This is a genomic window from Plantactinospora sp. WMMC1484 (assembly GCF_049315195.1).
In the GTDB taxonomy this organism is placed as follows: Bacteria; Actinomycetota; Actinomycetes; order Mycobacteriales; family Micromonosporaceae; genus Plantactinospora.
This window is the reverse complement of sequence record NZ_CP186055.1, coordinates 3,993,448-4,010,325: the sequence shown is the minus strand read 5'-3', so window position 1 is coordinate 4,010,325 and position 16,878 is coordinate 3,993,448. Positions and strand designations below refer to the sequence as shown.

General features: G+C 72.4%; 15 protein-coding genes. 7 read left to right on the top strand and 8 right to left on the bottom strand.

Features of this window, described 5'->3' with window-relative positions:
• Window positions 1–323 precede the first annotated feature (323 nt).
• The 8 genes from ACN28C_RS17635 to ACN28C_RS17600 form a co-directional block, all read right to left on the bottom strand.
• The gene (locus ACN28C_RS17635; RefSeq protein WP_422768638.1) at window positions 324–2,951 is read right to left on the bottom strand and encodes a phenylalanine--tRNA ligase subunit beta; all 2,628 of its coding nucleotides are present in this window, start codon (window positions 2,949–2,951) and stop codon (window positions 324–326) included.
• A gap of 77 nt (window positions 2,952–3,028) precedes the next feature.
• Window positions 3,029–4,090 (bottom strand): phenylalanine--tRNA ligase subunit alpha, encoded by a 1,062-nt coding sequence (pheS, locus tag ACN28C_RS17630; protein ID WP_422768637.1) that lies wholly within the window; start codon window positions 4,088–4,090, stop codon window positions 3,029–3,031.
• Between the two features lie 431 nt (window positions 4,091–4,521).
• Window positions 4,522–5,403: a TrmH family RNA methyltransferase gene (locus ACN28C_RS17625; protein ID WP_422768636.1), complete on the bottom strand. Its 882-nt coding sequence runs from the start codon at window positions 5,401–5,403 to the stop codon at window positions 4,522–4,524.
• Between the two features lie 31 nt (window positions 5,404–5,434).
• Complete coding sequence (rplT, locus tag ACN28C_RS17620; RefSeq protein ID WP_101366673.1) at window positions 5,435–5,827, bottom strand: 50S ribosomal protein L20; 393 nt, start codon at window positions 5,825–5,827, stop codon at window positions 5,435–5,437.
• 32 nt (window positions 5,828–5,859) lie between these two features.
• Window positions 5,860–6,054, bottom strand: coding sequence for a 50S ribosomal protein L35 (gene rpmI / locus ACN28C_RS17615; RefSeq protein ID WP_421493814.1), 195 nt, complete (start codon window positions 6,052–6,054; stop codon window positions 5,860–5,862).
• A gap of 20 nt (window positions 6,055–6,074) precedes the next feature.
• Complete coding sequence (infC, locus tag ACN28C_RS17610) at window positions 6,075–6,695, bottom strand: translation initiation factor IF-3 (RefSeq protein WP_422768635.1); 621 nt, start codon at window positions 6,693–6,695, stop codon at window positions 6,075–6,077.
• A gap of 433 nt (window positions 6,696–7,128) precedes the next feature.
• A complete protein-coding gene (locus ACN28C_RS17605; protein ID WP_422768634.1) occupies window positions 7,129–7,599 on the bottom strand; it encodes a PH domain-containing protein in 471 nt (156 codons plus the stop codon).
• A gap of 89 nt (window positions 7,600–7,688) precedes the next feature.
• A complete protein-coding gene (locus tag ACN28C_RS17600) occupies window positions 7,689–8,615 on the bottom strand; it encodes a DMT family transporter (RefSeq protein WP_422768633.1) in 927 nt (308 codons plus the stop codon).
• Between the two features lie 293 nt (window positions 8,616–8,908).
• Here ACN28C_RS17600 and ACN28C_RS17595 point away from each other — a divergent pair, with 293 nt between their 5' ends.
• The 7 genes from ACN28C_RS17595 (at window position 8,909) to ACN28C_RS17565 (ending at window position 16,796) form a co-directional block, all read left to right on the top strand.
• Window positions 8,909–10,003 (top strand): DUF4037 domain-containing protein, encoded by a 1,095-nt coding sequence (locus ACN28C_RS17595; RefSeq protein WP_422768632.1) that lies wholly within the window; start codon window positions 8,909–8,911, stop codon window positions 10,001–10,003.
• A gap of 139 nt (window positions 10,004–10,142) precedes the next feature.
• Window positions 10,143–11,201 (top strand): polysaccharide deacetylase family protein, encoded by a 1,059-nt coding sequence (locus ACN28C_RS17590; RefSeq protein ID WP_422768631.1) that lies wholly within the window; start codon window positions 10,143–10,145, stop codon window positions 11,199–11,201.
• 362 nt (window positions 11,202–11,563) lie between these two features.
• Window positions 11,564–12,013, top strand: a complete 450-nt coding sequence (locus tag ACN28C_RS17585; RefSeq protein WP_422768630.1) for a helix-turn-helix domain-containing protein — start codon at window positions 11,564–11,566, stop codon at window positions 12,011–12,013.
• A 51-nt stretch (window positions 12,014–12,064) separates the two neighbouring features.
• Window positions 12,065–12,577 carry a hypothetical protein gene (locus tag ACN28C_RS17580; RefSeq protein WP_422768629.1) on the top strand — a complete coding sequence of 171 codons (513 nt, stop codon included), beginning with the start codon at window positions 12,065–12,067 and terminating at the stop codon, window positions 12,575–12,577.
• Window positions 12,578–12,603: 26 nt separating this feature from the next.
• The gene (locus tag ACN28C_RS17575; RefSeq protein WP_422768628.1) at window positions 12,604–13,848 is read left to right on the top strand and encodes an MAB_1171c family putative transporter; all 1,245 of its coding nucleotides are present in this window, start codon (window positions 12,604–12,606) and stop codon (window positions 13,846–13,848) included.
• A gap of 8 nt (window positions 13,849–13,856) precedes the next feature.
• Complete coding sequence (locus tag ACN28C_RS17570; protein WP_422768627.1) at window positions 13,857–14,717, top strand: oxygenase MpaB family protein; 861 nt, start codon at window positions 13,857–13,859, stop codon at window positions 14,715–14,717.
• A 102-nt stretch (window positions 14,718–14,819) separates the two neighbouring features.
• On the top strand, window positions 14,820–16,796 hold the full coding sequence (locus ACN28C_RS17565; protein ID WP_422768626.1) for a PQQ-binding-like beta-propeller repeat protein: 1,977 nt from the start codon (window positions 14,820–14,822) through the stop codon (window positions 16,794–16,796).
• The last annotated feature ends 82 nt before the right edge of the window (window positions 16,797–16,878 follow it).

Genomic DNA, 16,878 nt, shown 5'->3' with positions numbered 1-16,878 from the left:
CGACTCTCATCGCTGGCATCAGGCCGGTGAGCAGCCATTGGTCGGCGGTCCCGCCCCGAATCGGGTCGTCGGCGACCTTACCCGAGAGCCACTTAGCAGGGCCAATTCAAGATCACATCTGGATATCAATACCTGGCGTGGGCAGGCGAAATCCGGCGATATCGGGGCTGCGGAAGGCGACAAGAACCGACCGCCGAGCAGAGAGGCGACAGATGTAACGGAGAGCTATCCACCGCCTCTTCCGGTATCGGGGCCCAGGACCCGCGCGAACGGATGGTGGTCGCCACGCGGGACGCGGCGGCCACCATCCGGGGCGGGAGTGGTCAGGCTCCCCGGAGCACCGCGCCGAACCGGCGGGCCGCCTCGGCCACCGCCGCGTCCCGGGCGGCCACCGCCTCCTCACCGGTCAGCGTCCGGTCCGGCGCCCGGAACACCAGCTTGTACGCCAACGACCGGCGTCCCTCGCCCAACTGCTCCGAGGCGTAGACGTCGAAGAGCCGGATCGACTCCAGCAGCTCGCCGGCGCCCTCGGCCAGCGCCCGGCGCACCTCGTCGGCCGGTACGCCGGCATCCAGCACCAGCGCCACGTCGATCAGTGCGGGCGGGTAGTTGGAGATGCGGGGCGCCGGCACGACCGGGGCGACCGGCAGGGCGTCGAGATCGAGTTCGAGCGCGCTGGTCCGGGGCGGCAGCTCGAGGTTGGCCAGCGCCGCCGGGTGCAGCTCACCGGCGTACCCGACCGGCACGTCGTCCACCCGGAACTCCGCGCACCGGCCGGGGTGCCAGGGGGCGTACTCGGCCTGCCGGATCACGACCCGGTCCGCCGGGATCCCGGCGGCGGCCAGTACGATCCGCCCCGCCTGCACGGCGTCGGCCCAGCCGGCCGGGCGGCCCGCCCCCCACCAGCCGGCCGGTTCCACCTCGCCGGCCAGGACGGCGGCGACCCGCCACGGCTGGTGCGGCAGCATCGCGTCGGCGGCCCGGAACTCCTCGTCGCTGGGGCGGTGGTCGACGCCCATCGCCGGCGGCGGGCCGGTCCGGGGCCGGGGCTCGAAGACCAGGCCGATCTCGTAGAGGGCCAGGTCCCGGTGGCCACGGCCGAGGTTGCGGCGCAGCGTGCCGAGCAGGGTGCCGAGCAGCGTGGTCCGCATCAGTGGCTCGGTCTCGGCCAGCGGGTTCGCCAGCCGTACGGCGGTGCGGCGCGGGTCGTCCGCCGGCAGCCCGAGCCGGTCGAAGAGTTCCGCGGCAACGAACGGTGGGGAGAGCACCTCGACGTAACCGTTCTCGGCCAGCGCCCGGCTCACCGAGCGGCGTCGGCGCTGCTCCGGGGTGAGTCCCCGGCCAGGCGGTGCGACCGGCAGCACCGAGGGCACCCGGTCGTAGCCGTCCAGCCGGATCACCTCCTCGACCAGGTCCGCCGGGTCGGTGAGGTCCGGGCGCCAGGTCGGCGGGGTGACCACCAGGGTCTCCGGTCCGCTCGCGTGCCGGCCGCCCGAGCCGTTGCCGCCGCCGGCCCGCCCGTTGCCGGCCGCACCGTGACCGTTGCCGGCGACGCTACGCCCGCCGTCGACCGCGACCGCGCAGCCGACCCGCTCCAGCAGCGCGACCGTCCGCGTCGTCTGGTATGGCAGACCGGCACGCCGGGCCGGCAGGTCCGCGTCGATCACGATCCGGTTCGGCGGGTCGACGTGGTCGATGTCGAGCACCTCGGCACCGGCGGTGCCTCCGCCGTACGTCGTCAACAGTTCGACCGCCCGTGCCAGGGCGACCAGCGGCAGCGCCGGATCGACACCGCGCTCCCAGCGCTTGGCCGCCTCGCTGAAGAGCCGGTGCCGACGGGCGGTCCGGCCGACCACCACCGGGTCCCAGTGCGCCGCCTCGAAGAGCACGTTGACAGTGCTCTCGGCGACCTCGCTGGTCTCGCCGCCCATCACGGCGGCGAGCGAGATCGGCACCCCACCGCTTCCGCTGTCCCCGACGACCGAGCCGGGCAGTCCGGCGTCGCAGATCACCAGGTCCTCGGGGTCGAGGGTCCGGTCGACGCCGTCCAGGGTGGTCAGCCGCTCCCCCGGCACCGCCCGGCGGACCACCAGCTCGCCCCGGAGCGCGTCCAGGTCGAAGGCGTGCATCGGCTGGCCCAGCTCCAGCATCAGGTAGTTGGTGATGTCGACAGGCAGCGAGATGGTCCGGATGCCGGCGTGGGTCAGCCGGCGCCGCATCCAGACCGGCGACTCGGCGGCCGGGTCGATCCCCCGGACCACCCGGGCGGCGAACCGGTCACAGCCGACGGTGTCGACGACCCGCACCGGGTACGCCGGCTCCGGCGTCGCCCCGGGCGCGGGCACCAGACCCGGGTCCCGGAACGGCACCTCGAAGGCGTGCGACAGCTCCCGGGCCAGGCCGCGCACGGACATCGCGTACCCCCGGTCCGGGGTGATCTCGACCTCGACGACCACGTCGTCGAGCCCGACCACCGGCCGCGCGTCGTCCCCGGGCTTGGCCGGCACGTCCTCGGGCAGCACCAGGATGCCGGCGTGATCGTCGCCGATGCCCAGCTCGCGGACCGAACAGATCATGCCGTTGGAGTTCCGCCCGTACGTCTTCCGGGCGCCGATCGCGAAGCCGCCAGGCAGTACGCCACCGGGGAGGATCACCACCACCCGATCGCCGACCGCGAAGTTGGTCGCCCCGCAGACGATCTCCTGCGGCTCGCCACTGCCGTTCGCGGCGCCGACGTCGACCCGGCAGAACCGGATCGGCTTCTTGAAGCCGGTCAGCTCCTCGATCTCGCGCACCTCGCCGACCACCAGCGGACCGGTGACGGTGCCACGCAGATCCACGATGGACTCGGTCTCGATGCCGAGGTTGACCAGGGCCTGGTCCAGCTCCTCGGGGCCCACCTCGGCGGGCAGGTCGACGTGCTCGCGCAGCCAGGAAACAGGAATTCGCATGACTCAGACCACCGCATCCGTCGCGTTGTCCACCAGGACCACGTCGTTCACCAGGACCACGTCGTTCACCATCCCGCTCACACCTCGACCCCGAACGCGCGGGTGAACCGCACGTCGCCCTCGGCCATGTCCCGCATGTCGCCGATGCCGTGCCGGAACATCAGGGTGCGTTCGATGCCCATCCCGAAGGCGAATCCGGAGTAGACGTCCGGGTCGATCCCGCAGGCGCGCAGTACCCGGGGGTTGACCATGCCGCAGCCGCCCCACTCGACCCAGCGCGGGCCGTCCCGGTGCGCCGCGAACCAGACGTCGAACTCGCCGGACGGCTCGGTGAACGGGAAGTAGTGTGGCCGCCACCGGGTCCGCGCCTCGGCCCCGAACATCGCCTTCGCCAGGTGGTCCAGGGTGCCACGCAGGTGCGCCATGGTGATCCCCTGGTCCACCACCAGCCCTTCGACCTGGTGGAAGACGGGACTGTGCGTGGCGTCCAGCTCGTCGGTCCGGTAGACCCGGCCGGGGCAGACGACGTAGATCGGCGGCTTGCGGGCCAGCATGGTCCGGGCCTGCACCGGCGAGGTGTGCGTCCGCAGCACCAGCCCCGGCAGGTCCAGATAGAAGGTGTCCATGGTGCCCCGGGCCGGATGGTCAGGCGGGATGTTCAGCGCGTCGAAGTTGGTCCACTCCAGCTCGATCTCGGGCCCCTCGGCGATCTCGTAGCCCATCCCGACGAAGAGGTCGCCGATCCGCTCTGCCAGGGTGCTGATCGGGTGCCGGGCGCCGCGCGGCCGCCGGTCGTAGGGGAGGGTGACGTCCACCCGCTCCTCGGCGAGGATCCGCTCGGCCTGTGCGGCCTGTACGACGGCCAGCCGCTGCGCGTAGGCGTCCTCGATCGACCGGCGGGCCTCGTTGACCCGCTTGCCGGCGTCGGACTTGGCCGCTGGCGGCAGGGCGCCGATCTCCCGGCGGGCCAGCGAGACCGGTGCCCGGTCACCGAGATGTGCCCGGCGCAACTCGGCGAGGCGCTCCGGCTCGGTGGCGGCGTCGAACGCGGCCCTCGCGTCGGCCACCGCCGCCGCCAGCGCGTCCGGGTCGAGCAGGGCGACCTGTTTCGGGTCGTACGGGTCGTTGCGGTACGTCATGACGTGCGGTTGCTCCCTCTGCGTGGCGGGCGGTGCTCCCCGCTCGGCGTCGAATGTCCCGCCGGGCCGCGCGGGATGCCCTCCGGCACCGCGCCGGCCGCCCGGGTGGGTCCACCTCGGGGTGGCGGGTGCGACCGGGCGTGCGTGGTCGGTGTGCGGCGGGGCGCACCGGCGACGCCGTGGACAGGTCGGGGGGCGGCCCTGCCGGACGGCTCCCAGAGTCTACGGAGGTGCGGCTGAGCCGAGACGTGCGGCTGGGCCGCAGCCCGCCGGTCGGAGGTGCGCAGGGAGAAGGTCGGAGTCAGCCCTGCCGCCCGCCGCCACCGGCGGGCTGGCTAAACGAGCGGCGTCGCGCCTCGCGGACGCCACACTTCCCGGACTCGGTCATCGGGTCGACAACTCCCTGGTCGGTTCTGCTGCCCCAGGATCCATCATGCGCTCCGCACCGCGGGGCGGGCGCCCCCGGGTCGCAGGGCTCTGGCCGAAGCGTACAGGCAGACCGCGGCGGCGGCAGCCAGGTTGAGGCTCTCGGCCCGGCCGTGCAGTGGCACCCGTACCCGGGCGTCGGCGGCCTCGGCCAGCTCCGCAGGCAGGCCGTGCGCCTCGGAGCCGAAGAGCCAGGCGGTGGGGCGGGCCAGGCCGCCCGCGTCGGCGAGGTCGTCCAGGTCGGTCTCGCCATGGCCGGAGGCGGCCAGCACCGTCAGCCCGGCCGTGCGCAGCTCGGCCACGACCAGCGCCGGGTCGGCGGCCCGGACCAGGTCGAGGTGGAAGAGGCTGCCGGCGGTGGCGCGTACGCACTTGCCGTTGTAGGGGTCGACCGCCTCACCGGCGAAGACCACCGCTCCGGCTCCGGCGGCGTCGGCGGTGCGCAGCACGGTGCCGGCGTTGCCCGGGTCGCGAATCTCGGCGAACGCGGCGACGAGCCGGGGGCGCCGGTCCAGCGCGGTGCGGAGCGGCACGTCGAACTGGACGCAGAGCGCGACGATGCCCTGCGGCGCCATGGTCTCGGTCAGTGCCGCGAGCGCCTCGTCGGTCAGCCGGGAGACCGGCACCCCGGCACGGTCGGCGGTGGCGGCGAGGTCGGCGTACCGGTCGAGCGCGGCCGGGGTGCCGAAGAGCTCGACCACCACGTCGGGCGCGGCCAGCGCCTCGCGGACGGCCTGCGGCCCCTCGGCCAGAAAGCGGCGACTGCCGTCCCGGTCCCGGCGCCGGTGCAGCCGCCGGGCCGCGACGATTCTCGGGGTACGCGGGGTGAAGAGCTGTTCCGCGTCCTGGACATGGTCGAGGCGCCCCGCCTGCGGGTTCACCGTCATGCGGGACGCCTCAATCGGATGTCGCGGGTGGTCAGGCGGCCTGGGCCGACGCGCCACCGGTGCCCTCGGCCGCCACGGCGGCGCGGGCGACCTCGACGATGGCCGCGAAGGCCGTCGGGTCGTTGACGGCGAGGTCGGCAAGGATCTTGCGGTCGACCTCGACACCGGCCAGCTTCAGGCCCTGGATGAGCCGGTTGTAGGTCATCCCGTTGGCGCGGGCCGCCGCGTTGATCCGGGTGATCCAGAGCTGCCGGAAGTCACCCTTGCGGTCGCGCCGGTCCCGGTAGGCGTACTGCATCGAGTGCAGCACCTGCTCCTTGGCCTTGCGGTAGAGCCGGGAGCGCTGACCCCGGTAGCCGCTGGCGGTCTCCAGCAGCGTACGGCGCTTCTTCTGGGCGTTAACTGACCGCTTGACGCGTGCCATCTCAACTACTCCTTCAGGTCAAGAGGCGCGCGTCAGCGGCCCAGCAGCTTCTTGATTCGCTTGACGTCGGCCTTGGCCACCTCGACGGTGCCGGTGAGCCGGCGGGTAAGGGTGGAGGGCTTCTTCTCCAGGTTGTGCCGGAGGCCGGCCTGCTGGCGGACGATCCTGCCCTTGCCGGTCACTTTGACCCGCTTGCCCATCCCGGTGTGGCTCTTCATCTTCGGCATTGTGGTGCGTCTCTCCCCTGTTACTCGCCGGTGGTTCCGGCGGGTCCGGCCGGGCCGGGTGTCGGTCCGGCAGCCGGCGGCGCCTCCGCGGCACCGGTTTCCCGCTCGCGGGGCGAGCCGGCTCGGGCCGCCGTCGCGGCGGCCTTGGTGGCCCGATGCGGAGCCAGGACCATGATCATGTTGCGGCCGTCCTGCTTCGGAGCGGCCTCGACGTACCCCAGTTCCGAGATCTCGGACTCGAGTCGGCGCAGGAGCCGGTAGCCCAGCTCCGGTCGGCTCTGCTCGCGACCGCGGAACATGATCGTCACCTTGACCTTGTCCCCGGCCTTGAGGAACCGCACCACGTGACCCTTCTTGGTCTCGTAGTCGTGCGGATCGATCTTCGGTCGGAGCTTCATTTCCTTGATGACGGTCTGTTGCTGGTTACGCCTGGCTTCGCGCGCCTTGAGTGCGGACTCGTACTTGTACTTACCGAAGTCCATGAGCCTGCACACCGGCGGGCGTGCCATGGGCGCAACCTCGACCAGGTCCAGGTCGACGTCCGTGGCCAGCTGCAGGGCGCGCTCCAGCGGGACGATGCCCACCTGCTCGCCGTCAGGGCCGACCAGTCGGACCTCACGTGCCCGGATCTGCTCGTTCACGCGTGGTTCGACGCTGATGTGGCCTCCTCGTGGTGATCCTCACCGGCCGCGCGTCAGCGGTGGCCGGTCCTAACGTCCCCGACCCAAAGCAGAAGGCCCCGGCGCATGCCGGGGCCCGCTCGACCGGTCAGCGGCGATCGACGATCGCACCCGGCACGGCGAACCGAACCGGTGACCGGACCCGGCCACCGAAAGAGGTGACACGGGTGGGAGCAGGCGCTCCGCTTCGTTGACTGTCACCGGGCAACACCCGAGACAGTGGTCGACTGGTAGAGATTAGCAGGTCAGCCCGCAGGATGCCAAAACGGGCATGCCGGAGCCGCCCCACGATTCCACCCGGCGATTCCGCCCCCGGTCAGCCGTCGGCCGGCGGCCGCCGCTCCACCGGGGTCGACCGCCCGACTCCCACCTGCGGCGAGAGTTCACCCGCGCCCTACCCGGCCGGCTGGGCTGCCGCGTGCAGGGCACGGAGCGCGCGTACCCCGTCCACCGCCAACTCCCGGTCCACCACCTGCAGGGCCAGCACCGGCACCAGGTCGTCGTCGTGCAGTTCCAGACTGGCCCAGGCCGAGCCGCGGTCGAAGCGCACCGTCCGGACAACGGTCCAGGGCAGGTCGTACGCGCCCAGCACGTTGCGCACCCGAACCCCGCGCGCGTCGGCCTCCACCCGGGGCCGGGTGAAGAGCAGCACCACGAAGGCACCCAGCACGCCGAGTCCGGCCATGGCGAGCTGGTCGCCCCGCTGGAAGGTGGCCGCACCGGTGCCGGTCGAGCCGCTCAGCCCGATGCTGAGCAGGGCGAACATCAACACCAACGCGGGGGCCAGGATCCAGCAGACCACCCGGATACGCCGCGGACGCACCCGCACCAGGCCCGCGTCACGGACGGCAGCGGAATCACTCACGCCGCCCAGTCTGCCAGACCGTAAGGAAGGGCCCCCACTTATCGTTTTCTGCATAGGAAGGGCCCCCGGTTAACCATGATCGACCGGCGTCAGGTGGCGGCCGGGGTGCCCCGGGTGGCCCGGCCGGAGACGAAGACGGCGAGCAGGGTGAGCACCGCGCCGACCAGCACCGCCAGGCTGGCGCCGGGTCCACCCGGGCGCAGGTCGAGCAGGAGCGCCCCGCCCAACTGCCCGGCGACCAGCGCCAGGCCGGTGCGGAGCAGCCCCATCGACCGGATCCCGACCAGCATCGCGACGGTGATCGACACCCCGAGCGGGCCGCCGACGTAGAGGTACCACTCGCCGGGCCAGTCCGCGGCGCCGAGCTGGGCCAGGGCGCCGGTCACCGCCGCCACCGGCAGCATCGCCGCGCTGCTCACCGTGAAGTTCACCGCTGTGGCGGCGGCCGGGTTGGCGACCGTGGAGATCCGTCCGTTCAGTGCTCCCTGGACGGCGACCAGCACGCCGCAGGCGACTCCGAGCAGGACCAGTCCCACCGCCAACTCCCCGACCGGCCGGCCGAGCTGGGCCAGCGTCACGGCCGCGATCCCGAGCAGCGCGCCGGCCAGCCGGGCGCGGGTGAGTCCCAGCCGGCCAGCCGGGGCCAGCCGGGTCCGGTCGACCATCAGCCCGCCCCCGCTGTTGCCGGCGACCTGGGCGATGGTGAAGACGGCGACGCCGAGCACCGGCACGGCGTAGGTCGCCGAGGCGATGAAGAACGCCCCGCACAACCCGCCCAGGTACGTCCACCAGGGCAGCCTGGTCCGGCGCAGCACGCCCAGCCCGGCACGCATCGACGGCAGCGCGACCAGACCGAACAGGACCAGCGCCACGCCCCCGGTGTTGTTGACCAGGGCTCCGATGACCGGATGCCCCGTCCGCTCGCCCACCTCGGCGTTGGCCAGGCTCTGCGCCGCCGAGCCGACGCCGGCCAGCACGGTCACACCGATCGCGGCCCAGCCCGGCAGCACCTTCACCGGAACACCCGGCACCCTCCGCACAGCGACACCCCGCCCGAACGCCGAAGCGGGCTGGTCGCCGTTCGACCAGCTTTCACGCGGCGCCGGTCCAGCTTCACAGTAAGCAGCGCCGGCCGTCAGCGATCGTGACCGAGATCGCTCCGGCCCGCCGAGGCGCTGATGCGGAGCCGGTTCAGCGCGTACGCGATCGTGAGGACGGCCGGTGGCGCTGTCCGGACGCCGATCAGCGATCCGGCGTCGTCCCGGATACCGATGGCGCCGCACCCGGCGCCGGCCGTACGGTGAGCCGGGTGGGGGCACCGTTCCTGCCCGGGCTGCGACTGTGCCGGCTCTTCTACGCCGAGGCGGTGCGCCCGCTCCTCGCGCGGCAGTACCCCGGCCTTCGGCACGCGGCCGCGCGAATCGGCCCCGGCTCGGAGGTGCTCGGCTTCGACACCGAGCGTTCCGTCGACCACGACTGGGGACCCCGGCTCACTCTCTTCCTCTCCGCCGACGACCTCGCCCGGTACGCCGAGCCGATCGCGACCCTGCTGGCGGAACGGCTGCCGAAGGAGGTCGGCGGCTGGCCGACCCACTTCGCGCCACCCACGGGCCGGGTCCGGGTGCCGGCCTCGACCGACGGGCCGGTGGCGCACCTGGTGCAGGTCACCGAGCTTGGCCGGTGGTGCGACGCGCGGCTGGGCTTCGATCCCCGGGCCGGTGTGGAGACCTTCGACTGGCTGGCCACGCCCGCGCAACTGTTGGCCGAGGCGACCGGTGGTGCGGTGTTTCACGACGGTGTCGGCGAGCTGACCGCGCTCCGGGCCCGACTCCGGTGGTATCCGGACGACGTCTGGCGCTACCTGCTCGCCTGCCAGTGGGCGCGGATCGGCCAGGAGGAGCCGTTCGTGGGCCGGGCCGCCGAGGCCGGTGCCGAGGCGGGCAGCCGGGTGGTGGCGGCCCGACTGGTCCGGGACGTGATGCGGCTCTGCCTGCTACTGGCCCGGCGGTACGCGCCGTACAGCAAGTGGCTGGGGAGCGCGTTCGCCGGCGTCGAGGAGGCGGTGACAATCGCCGCCGCCCTGGACGAGGCGTTGACCGGGGATGCCGCGCACCGGCAGGCGGCGCTCTGCACGGCGTACGAGGCGGCCGGCGCCTGGCAGAACCGGCTCGGCCTGGCGGCGCCGGTCGACCCGAGCCGGCGCTGGTTCCACGACCGGCCGTACCCGGTCATCGGCGCCGACCGGTTCGCGGCCGCGCTGCTGACCTCGATCACCGATCCCGGCATTGCCGGGCTGCCGCCGATCGGCGGCATCGACCAGTACGTGGACAGCACACCCGTGCTGTGCCGGCCGGAGCTGGCCCGGGCGCTGACGGCCGCCGCGTGGCGGCAGGACGCCTCCTGAGCACCTGACCCACGCCGCCTGACCCACGCCGACGGAGAAGGGATCGACTATTGCCACTGTATGTGTTTCGATCTGAGTATCGAAATGTTTCATACCACCACCACCGGGCCGTCCCGCCCCTCCGTACCGAGGAGTCTCCATGTCCCATCCACGTCACGCGCCGCGCCGCCTCGGCGTCGCGCTGGCGGCTTCCGCCCTGGCGGTCGCCACCGGCGCCGTGGGCGTCACGGTCGCCGCTCCACCGGTCGCCGCCGCACCCTGCAACGGGTACGTGGCACTGACCTACGACGACGGACCGAACGCCGGCACCACCAACGCGCTGCTCAACGCGCTCACCTCGGCCGGTGCCCGGGCCACCTTCTTCAACGTCGGGCAGCGCGTGCAACAGAATCCCGCACTCGCCCGGGCACAGGTGACGGCCGGGATGTGGGTTGAGAACCACAGTTGGACCCACCCGCACATGACCCAGATGAGTGCCGCCCAGATGACCTCGGAGATCCAACAGACCCAGCAGGCCATCCAGCAGGCGACCGGCCGGACGCCCCGGCTCTTCCGGCCACCGTACGGCGAGACCAATGCGACGCTCCGGTCGGTCGAGGCCCAGTTCGGCCTCACCGAGGTGCTGTGGAACGTGGACTCCCAGGACTGGAACGGTGCGAGCACCAGCCAGATCGTGCAGGCCGCCTCGACCCTGCAGGACGGCGGCGTCATCCTGATGCACGACGGCTACCAGACGACCATCAACGCCGTACCGCAGATCGTCGCAAACCTCAACAGCCGCGGCCTCTGCCCCGGGCAGATCTCACCGACCACCGGCCGGGCCGTGGCGCCGGACGGCACCCCGCCGACGAACCCGCCGACCAACCCGCCGACCAATCCGCCGACGAACCCGCCGACGCAGGGCCCGGGTGGCTGCTCCGCCACGGTCTCGCTGAACTCCTGGAACGGCGGCTTCGTCGCCACGGTACGGGTCACCGCCGGCTCGTCCGGCACCAACGGCTGGTCGGTGAGCATGACCCTGCCCTCCGGCGCCAGCGTCACGAACGCCTGGAACGCCAACCGCAGCGGCAACAGCGGCGCGGTGACCTTCACCAACGTCAGCTACAACGGCCGGATTCCCGCCGGAGGGTCGACCGAGTTCGGCTTCCAGGGCACCGGCAGCGGATCGGGCATGTCGCCAACCTGTAGTGCCAGCTGACCAACACCGGCAGCACCCACACCGGCAGCCCGGTGCGGAGGACGCCCGTCCTCCGCACCGGCGCGCGGCGACCGCCGGTGCCCGGGCCACCGAGATGGCGACCCGGAACTCGCCCCGCAGGGTCGTCGATACGACGGGCTCTGGCGTAGGGAAACCCGATCCCGTCTCCCCCGTTGAACGACGACACCTCCCCACGCTCGCGCGCCCCGGCACAATCCTCCGGTCATGCGCACCCGAGCGTCCGCAGCGATGATACGCACACAGGACGTGAGGACGTCAACATCTGTGTACAGAGGTATGGCATGCTGTAAACGATTGTATTCGTCCGAGGGGAGGCCAGAGGGCTTCCGAGAGGAGGCCAGATGGCTGAGGCAGCGGGCGACGCCTGCGGCCCGGGTACGCTGGCCGGCCGCCTCGACCGGCTCTTCGACCGGATCCGCAAGCCCGACGGCACCCCGTACAGCCTGCGCGAGGTGGCGGACGCGACCGCGGCACAGGGCGAGTCGATCTCCCACACCTACATCGGACAGTTGCGTACCGGTAAGAAGAGCGATCCGAACCTCAGCCACCTCCGGGCGCTGGCGAGATTCTTCGGCGTACCCGTGGAGTACTTCACCAGCGACCGGCTGGCCGCCGACGTGGACCGGGAACTCGACCTCGCCGCCGCCTTGCAGCAGGTACGCGCCCGGACCGTCGCCCTGCGCAACTCCGTGATCCCGGAGGCCCAGTCGGCGATCGACGCCCTCACCCAGCTACTCGGGGTGATCCGCGTCCTTGAACAGGGCAAGGCGGACGCGGATGATGGCCCGTGAATGCGTGTCGCGGTCTGGCGACAGCACGCCGCGCAGAGGGACGGTGCGCCCATGACGCTACGGCAGATCCGCCGGCGCTGTGAGCAACTCGTGCGCGGTATCCGCGTACCGGATCCGTTCGATCTCGACACCTTCATCCACGACGTCGGTGCCGACCGGGGCCGTCCGGTCCACCTGATCGCGTTCGACCTGCCGCCCGGCGCGCCGTGCGGGCTCTGTGTCTCGACCGACGTCGCCGACTACCTCGTGGTGACCGCCGCCGCGACCGGGGTGCAGCGGGTGCACATCGCCCTGCACGAGCTGGCGCACCTGCTGCTGGAACACCGGCTGCACCTGATGGACGAGGCGCGGGGCAGCCGGCAGCTCTTCCGGCACCTCGACCCGGGGGTGGTCCGGGCGATGTTCGCCCGGACCAACTACAGCAGCCGGGAGGAACAGGAGGCGGAGACCCTGGCCTCACTGCTCGGGCAGCGGACCGGGCTGTGGCGGCCGCCGGCCCCACGGGCGCCGAGCGACTCGGGCGACCCGCTGGTCGCGCGGCTCGGCCACTCGCTGGAGCACTAGGCTCTGGAGCACTAGGCTCGGGCCGGATGGACGGCAAGAGCGGCATCTTCCTGGTCTGCGCGACGGTCGCGTGGGTGGCGGCGGCATACAAGGTGGCGGCCCTGGCCCGCAACCCCCGCAACCTCAACCTCTGGACGTTGACCCTCTGCATCGCCCTGCCGGCGGCCGGCTTCACCATGGCCGTCCCGGCCGTCTACTCGGCGGTGAGCCGCCTCTTCGGCGTACCGAACCTGGCCTCGCTGTTGGTCTACAGCTGCATCGTCGGCTACAGCTTCACCGCGCTGATCATGCTCATGCTCTGGCACATGCCGGCGGCCGAGGCACTGCCCCGGGCGAAGGTGCTGGTGCTCTGCTACGGCCTGGTGCTGGTCGCGATGGCGGTGCTCTTCGCCAACAGCGGTGCCACCGTCGACGAGCCGAGCGACTTCGACGACGTCTACGGTCCCCGGCCGGTCGGCGGGACGTTCCTGCTCGTCTACGTGACAGCCTTCGCCTTCGGGCTCGGGGTGGCCGCCTGGCGCAGCCTCCAGTTCGCCGACCGGGTCGCCCGCAGCGACGGCCGACCCTGGCTGCGCCGGGGCCTGCGGCTGGTCGCGGTCGGGTCGATCGTCGCGCTCGGCTACTGCCTGGGCAAGGGTGGCTACGTCGTCGCCGCCTGGCTCGGCACGAGGCTGCCAACCCTGAGCGACGCCGGCACGCTCTGCGCCTGCCTCGGGGCGCTGGTGATCACCACCGGCTTCACGATCCCGTCCTGGGGACCGCGCCTCTCCGCCGGTGTGGAGAAGTTCGGCCGGGCTCGCAGCTACCTCCGGCTCTATCCCCTGTGGCACGCCATGTACGAGGCGATGCCGGAGATCGCCCTCGACCCGCCCGCGTCGCGCCGGGCCGACCTGCGGATGCTGCGCGACCTCGACTTCGCGCTCTACCGGCGGGTCATCGAGATCCGCGACGCCCGGATGGCGCTCGCACCCTACCTGGCGCCGGTCGACGAGGCCGCCGTGCCGGCCGGTCGCGTCGACCGGCGAGACGCCGCGACCCGCGAGGCGGTCCGACTCCGGGACGCCCTCGCCCGGCTGCGGGCTGCGGGCCCCGGGCCGCGGCCCGCAGCACCGAACGCCGCGGTGGGCGCCGCACCTCCGGCGCGGCCGGACGAGGGTGGCGACCTCGCCACCGATCTGGGATTCCTGGGTCAGGTCTCCTCGGCGCTACGCCGGCTGCCGCCCGCGACGACCACCACCGGCGCCTCCCGCGGTACGCCGGTGGGAAGCTGAGCGCGGAGATGCTGCACCGGCGCGGCCGGTTCGACCGGCTACGGGAGATCCGCGAACTCGACCCGGCCCGGGACGCCCACCGGATCTACCGGATGACCGCCCTCTGGGAGTTCCCGTTCGACGTGCGGATGGGGCTGCTGCTCGCCTTCTGGCGCACCTTCGCGGTGCCGTCGATCGCCGAGCTGCTCGCCGCGACCGGCGAGACGACGACCCGGACCGAGCGGCGCGCCGACGACACCGGCATCCTGATGTACACCCTGATCGAGCATGGCCTGGACCACCCGCTGGGCCGCGCGGCCACCCGGCGGCTCAACCAGCTGCACCGCCGGTACGCGATCGACAACGACGACCACCGCTACGTACTCGGCACCTTCGTCTTCGTCGGCACCCGCTGGATCGACCGGTACGGCTGGCGCCCTCTCTGCTGTCACGAACGGGCCGCGATCTACCACTTCTACGCCGACCTCGGCCGGCGGCTGCGGATCGCCGACATCCCTCCGGACCTGGCGAGCTACGCCACCTGGTACGACGCGTTCGAGGCGGAGCGGTTAGCGCCCACGGCGGCTGCCCGGCAGCTCATCACAGCCACCAAGGGACTCCTCGCCGACCTGCCCAGGCCGCTGAGACCGGTCGGTGAGCGGGTCGCCGACGCGCTGCTCGACCGCCCGGTGCGGGAAGCTGTCGGGGTGCCACCACCACCGTGGTGGGCCCGCACGCTGCTGACCGCCGGCCTCGGCGCCCGCGCCAGCTATCTACGGCACGGAGCGGCGCCGCGTGGGCGCCAGTATCTCGAGGGCGGGCTGCGGGCGAAGACCTACCCCGACGGGTACGACGTCGCCACGGTCGGCCCGGCCCGCCGCACCGGGTGAACGGTCGGTGAACCGGCCCGCCAACGCGGCCGGTCCACTTGTACCACACTCGACATTGAGATATGCCTCTATAGACATGTCTCACTCGTAAGGGGATCTGCGATGAGCAATTCTCGACGGACCGCCGCAGCGGCCGGGTTCGCCCTGGCCTGCGTGGTGGCCCTCGTACCGGTGGTACACGCCCCACCGGCAAGCGCCCAGGACGGCTCGCAGTGGGTGATGGGCGGACACGACATCAGGAATACCCGGTCAAACCCGGACGAACACGTTCTATCTCCGTCGACCGTGGACGATCTGGAGGTCGCCTGGACCGTCACCACCGACGGCGACGTCTCGGCCACCCCGGCCGTGGTCGACGGCGCCGTCTACTTCCCGGACTGGGGCGGGACCTTCTGGAAGGTCGATGCCGCGACCGGCGACGTGATCTGGTCCCGCTCGGTCGCCCAGCTCTCCGGGGTCGCCGACACCTTCTCCCGGACCGCCCCGGTGGTCGCCGGTGACACCGTCTACCTCGGCACCCAGGCTGGCGCCCGGCTGCTGGCCCTGGACACCGCGACCGGCGCAGTCCGCTGGAACACCCGGATGGAGACCCATCCGGACGCGATCCTCACCTCGTCGCCCGCCATCCACGACGGCATCCTCTACCAGGGCGTCTCCTCGCTGGAGTTCCTGAACGCCGGCGACCCGGCGTACGACTGCTGCACGTTCCGGGGCAGCCTCGTCGCGGTCGACGCGGCAACCGGCGAGGTGCGGTGGCAGACCCACACGCTGCCGGACCAGGGCCCGGGTGGTGACGTCTTCAGCGGCGCCTCGGTCTGGGGCAGCACACCGACCATCGACCCGGAGAGCAACACCGCCTACGTCGGCACCGGGCAGAACTACTCCATCCCGGCGAGCGCGCAACAGTGCCAGGAGAACGGCGGCACCCCGCAGGAGTGCCTGCCGCCGTGGAACGCCAAGGACGCCATCGTGGCGATGGACCTGACCACGGGTGAGATCAAGTGGTCGACCGGACCGGCCCGGTTCGACGCCTGGAACCTCGCCTGCGTACCCGGCTTCCCGCCGAACAACTGCCCGAACCCGGGGCCGGACCACGACACCAGCGACGGCACCCACCTCTTCACCATCCCCGGCCCGGACGGGCAGCCCCGGAAGGCGGTCGGCGCCGGCCAGAAGAGCGGCGAGTTCTGGATGCTCGACGCGGCGACCGGAGAGATCATCTGGAGCGCGTCGGTCGGGCCGGGCTCGGTGATCGGCGGCATCGAGTGGGGCACCGCCAACGACGGCGAGCGGATCTTCTTCGCCGAGACCAACTACGACCGGGAGCCGTACCAGCTGCCAAACGGCCAGACGATCGACTACAGCTCCTTCGGCGCGCTCGACGCGGCGACCGGTGAGATCATCTGGCAGGTGCCCGAACCGCACGGCGGCCTGGCGGTCGGCCCGGCCACCACGGCGAACGGCGTCGTCTACTACGGCTCGCTCAACAACTACATGTACGCGCTGGACGCCAGCAACGGTGCGGTGCTCTGGGAGTACCGGGGCCAGGGGGCCTCGAACGCCGGCCCGGCCATCGTCGACGGCAGGCTCTACTGGGGCAACGGGTACGAGCGCCTCGGTCCGGTCAGCACCACGTTCTACTCCTTCGGTCTGCCGGGCGGCCCGACCACGCCACCCACCACTCCGCCGACGACGCCACCCACGACGCCGCCCACCACCCCACCGACGACGCCGCCCACCACCCCACCGACGACGCCGCCCACGACGCCGCCGACCACGGCGTGCAGCGTCACCTACCGCATCGTCAGTCAGTGGCAGGGCGGCTTCCAGGGCGAGGTGACCGTCCGCGCCGGCTCCACCGCGATCAACGGCTGGACGGTCCGGTGGGCCTTCCCCAACGGGCAGCAGATCAGTCAGCTCTGGAACGGCTCCGTCACCAGCAGCGGCGCGAACGTGACCGTCCGGAACGCCTCCTACAACGGATCACTGGCCGCGAACGGCACCACCTCGTTCGGCTTCCTCGGCAGCTGGACCGGCAGCAACTCGCCGCCGGCCTCGTTCACCTGCACCAGTCCGTGAGCCGGCGAGTGGGTGGGCGGGGCGCGACGTCCCGCCCACCCACTCGACGGGTGCGCCGCGCCTCGACCGGTGTGGCGAGGGC

Coding starts and splice junctions, on each gene's coding strand:
- ACN28C_RS17570 (WP_422768627.1), top strand. CDS start 13,857: ATGCTGCACCGGCGCGGCCGGTTCGACCGGCTACGGGAGATCCGCGAA.
- ACN28C_RS17635 (WP_422768638.1), bottom strand. CDS start 2,951: ATGCGAATTCCTGTTTCCTGGCTGCGCGAGCACGTCGACCTGCCCGCC.
- ACN28C_RS17585 (WP_422768630.1), top strand. CDS start 11,564: ATGGCTGAGGCAGCGGGCGACGCCTGCGGCCCGGGTACGCTGGCCGGC.
- ACN28C_RS17580 (WP_422768629.1), top strand. CDS start 12,065: ATGACGCTACGGCAGATCCGCCGGCGCTGTGAGCAACTCGTGCGCGGT.
- pheS (WP_422768637.1), bottom strand. CDS start 4,090: ATGACGTACCGCAACGACCCGTACGACCCGAAACAGGTCGCCCTGCTC.
- rplT (WP_101366673.1), bottom strand. CDS start 5,827: ATGGCACGCGTCAAGCGGTCAGTTAACGCCCAGAAGAAGCGCCGTACG.
- ACN28C_RS17565 (WP_422768626.1), top strand. CDS start 14,820: ATGAGCAATTCTCGACGGACCGCCGCAGCGGCCGGGTTCGCCCTGGCC.
- ACN28C_RS17625 (WP_422768636.1), bottom strand. CDS start 5,403: ATGACGGTGAACCCGCAGGCGGGGCGCCTCGACCATGTCCAGGACGCG.
- ACN28C_RS17590 (WP_422768631.1), top strand. CDS start 10,143: ATGTCCCATCCACGTCACGCGCCGCGCCGCCTCGGCGTCGCGCTGGCG.
- ACN28C_RS17575 (WP_422768628.1), top strand. CDS start 12,604: ATGGACGGCAAGAGCGGCATCTTCCTGGTCTGCGCGACGGTCGCGTGG.
- rpmI (WP_421493814.1), bottom strand. CDS start 6,054: ATGCCGAAGATGAAGAGCCACACCGGGATGGGCAAGCGGGTCAAAGTG.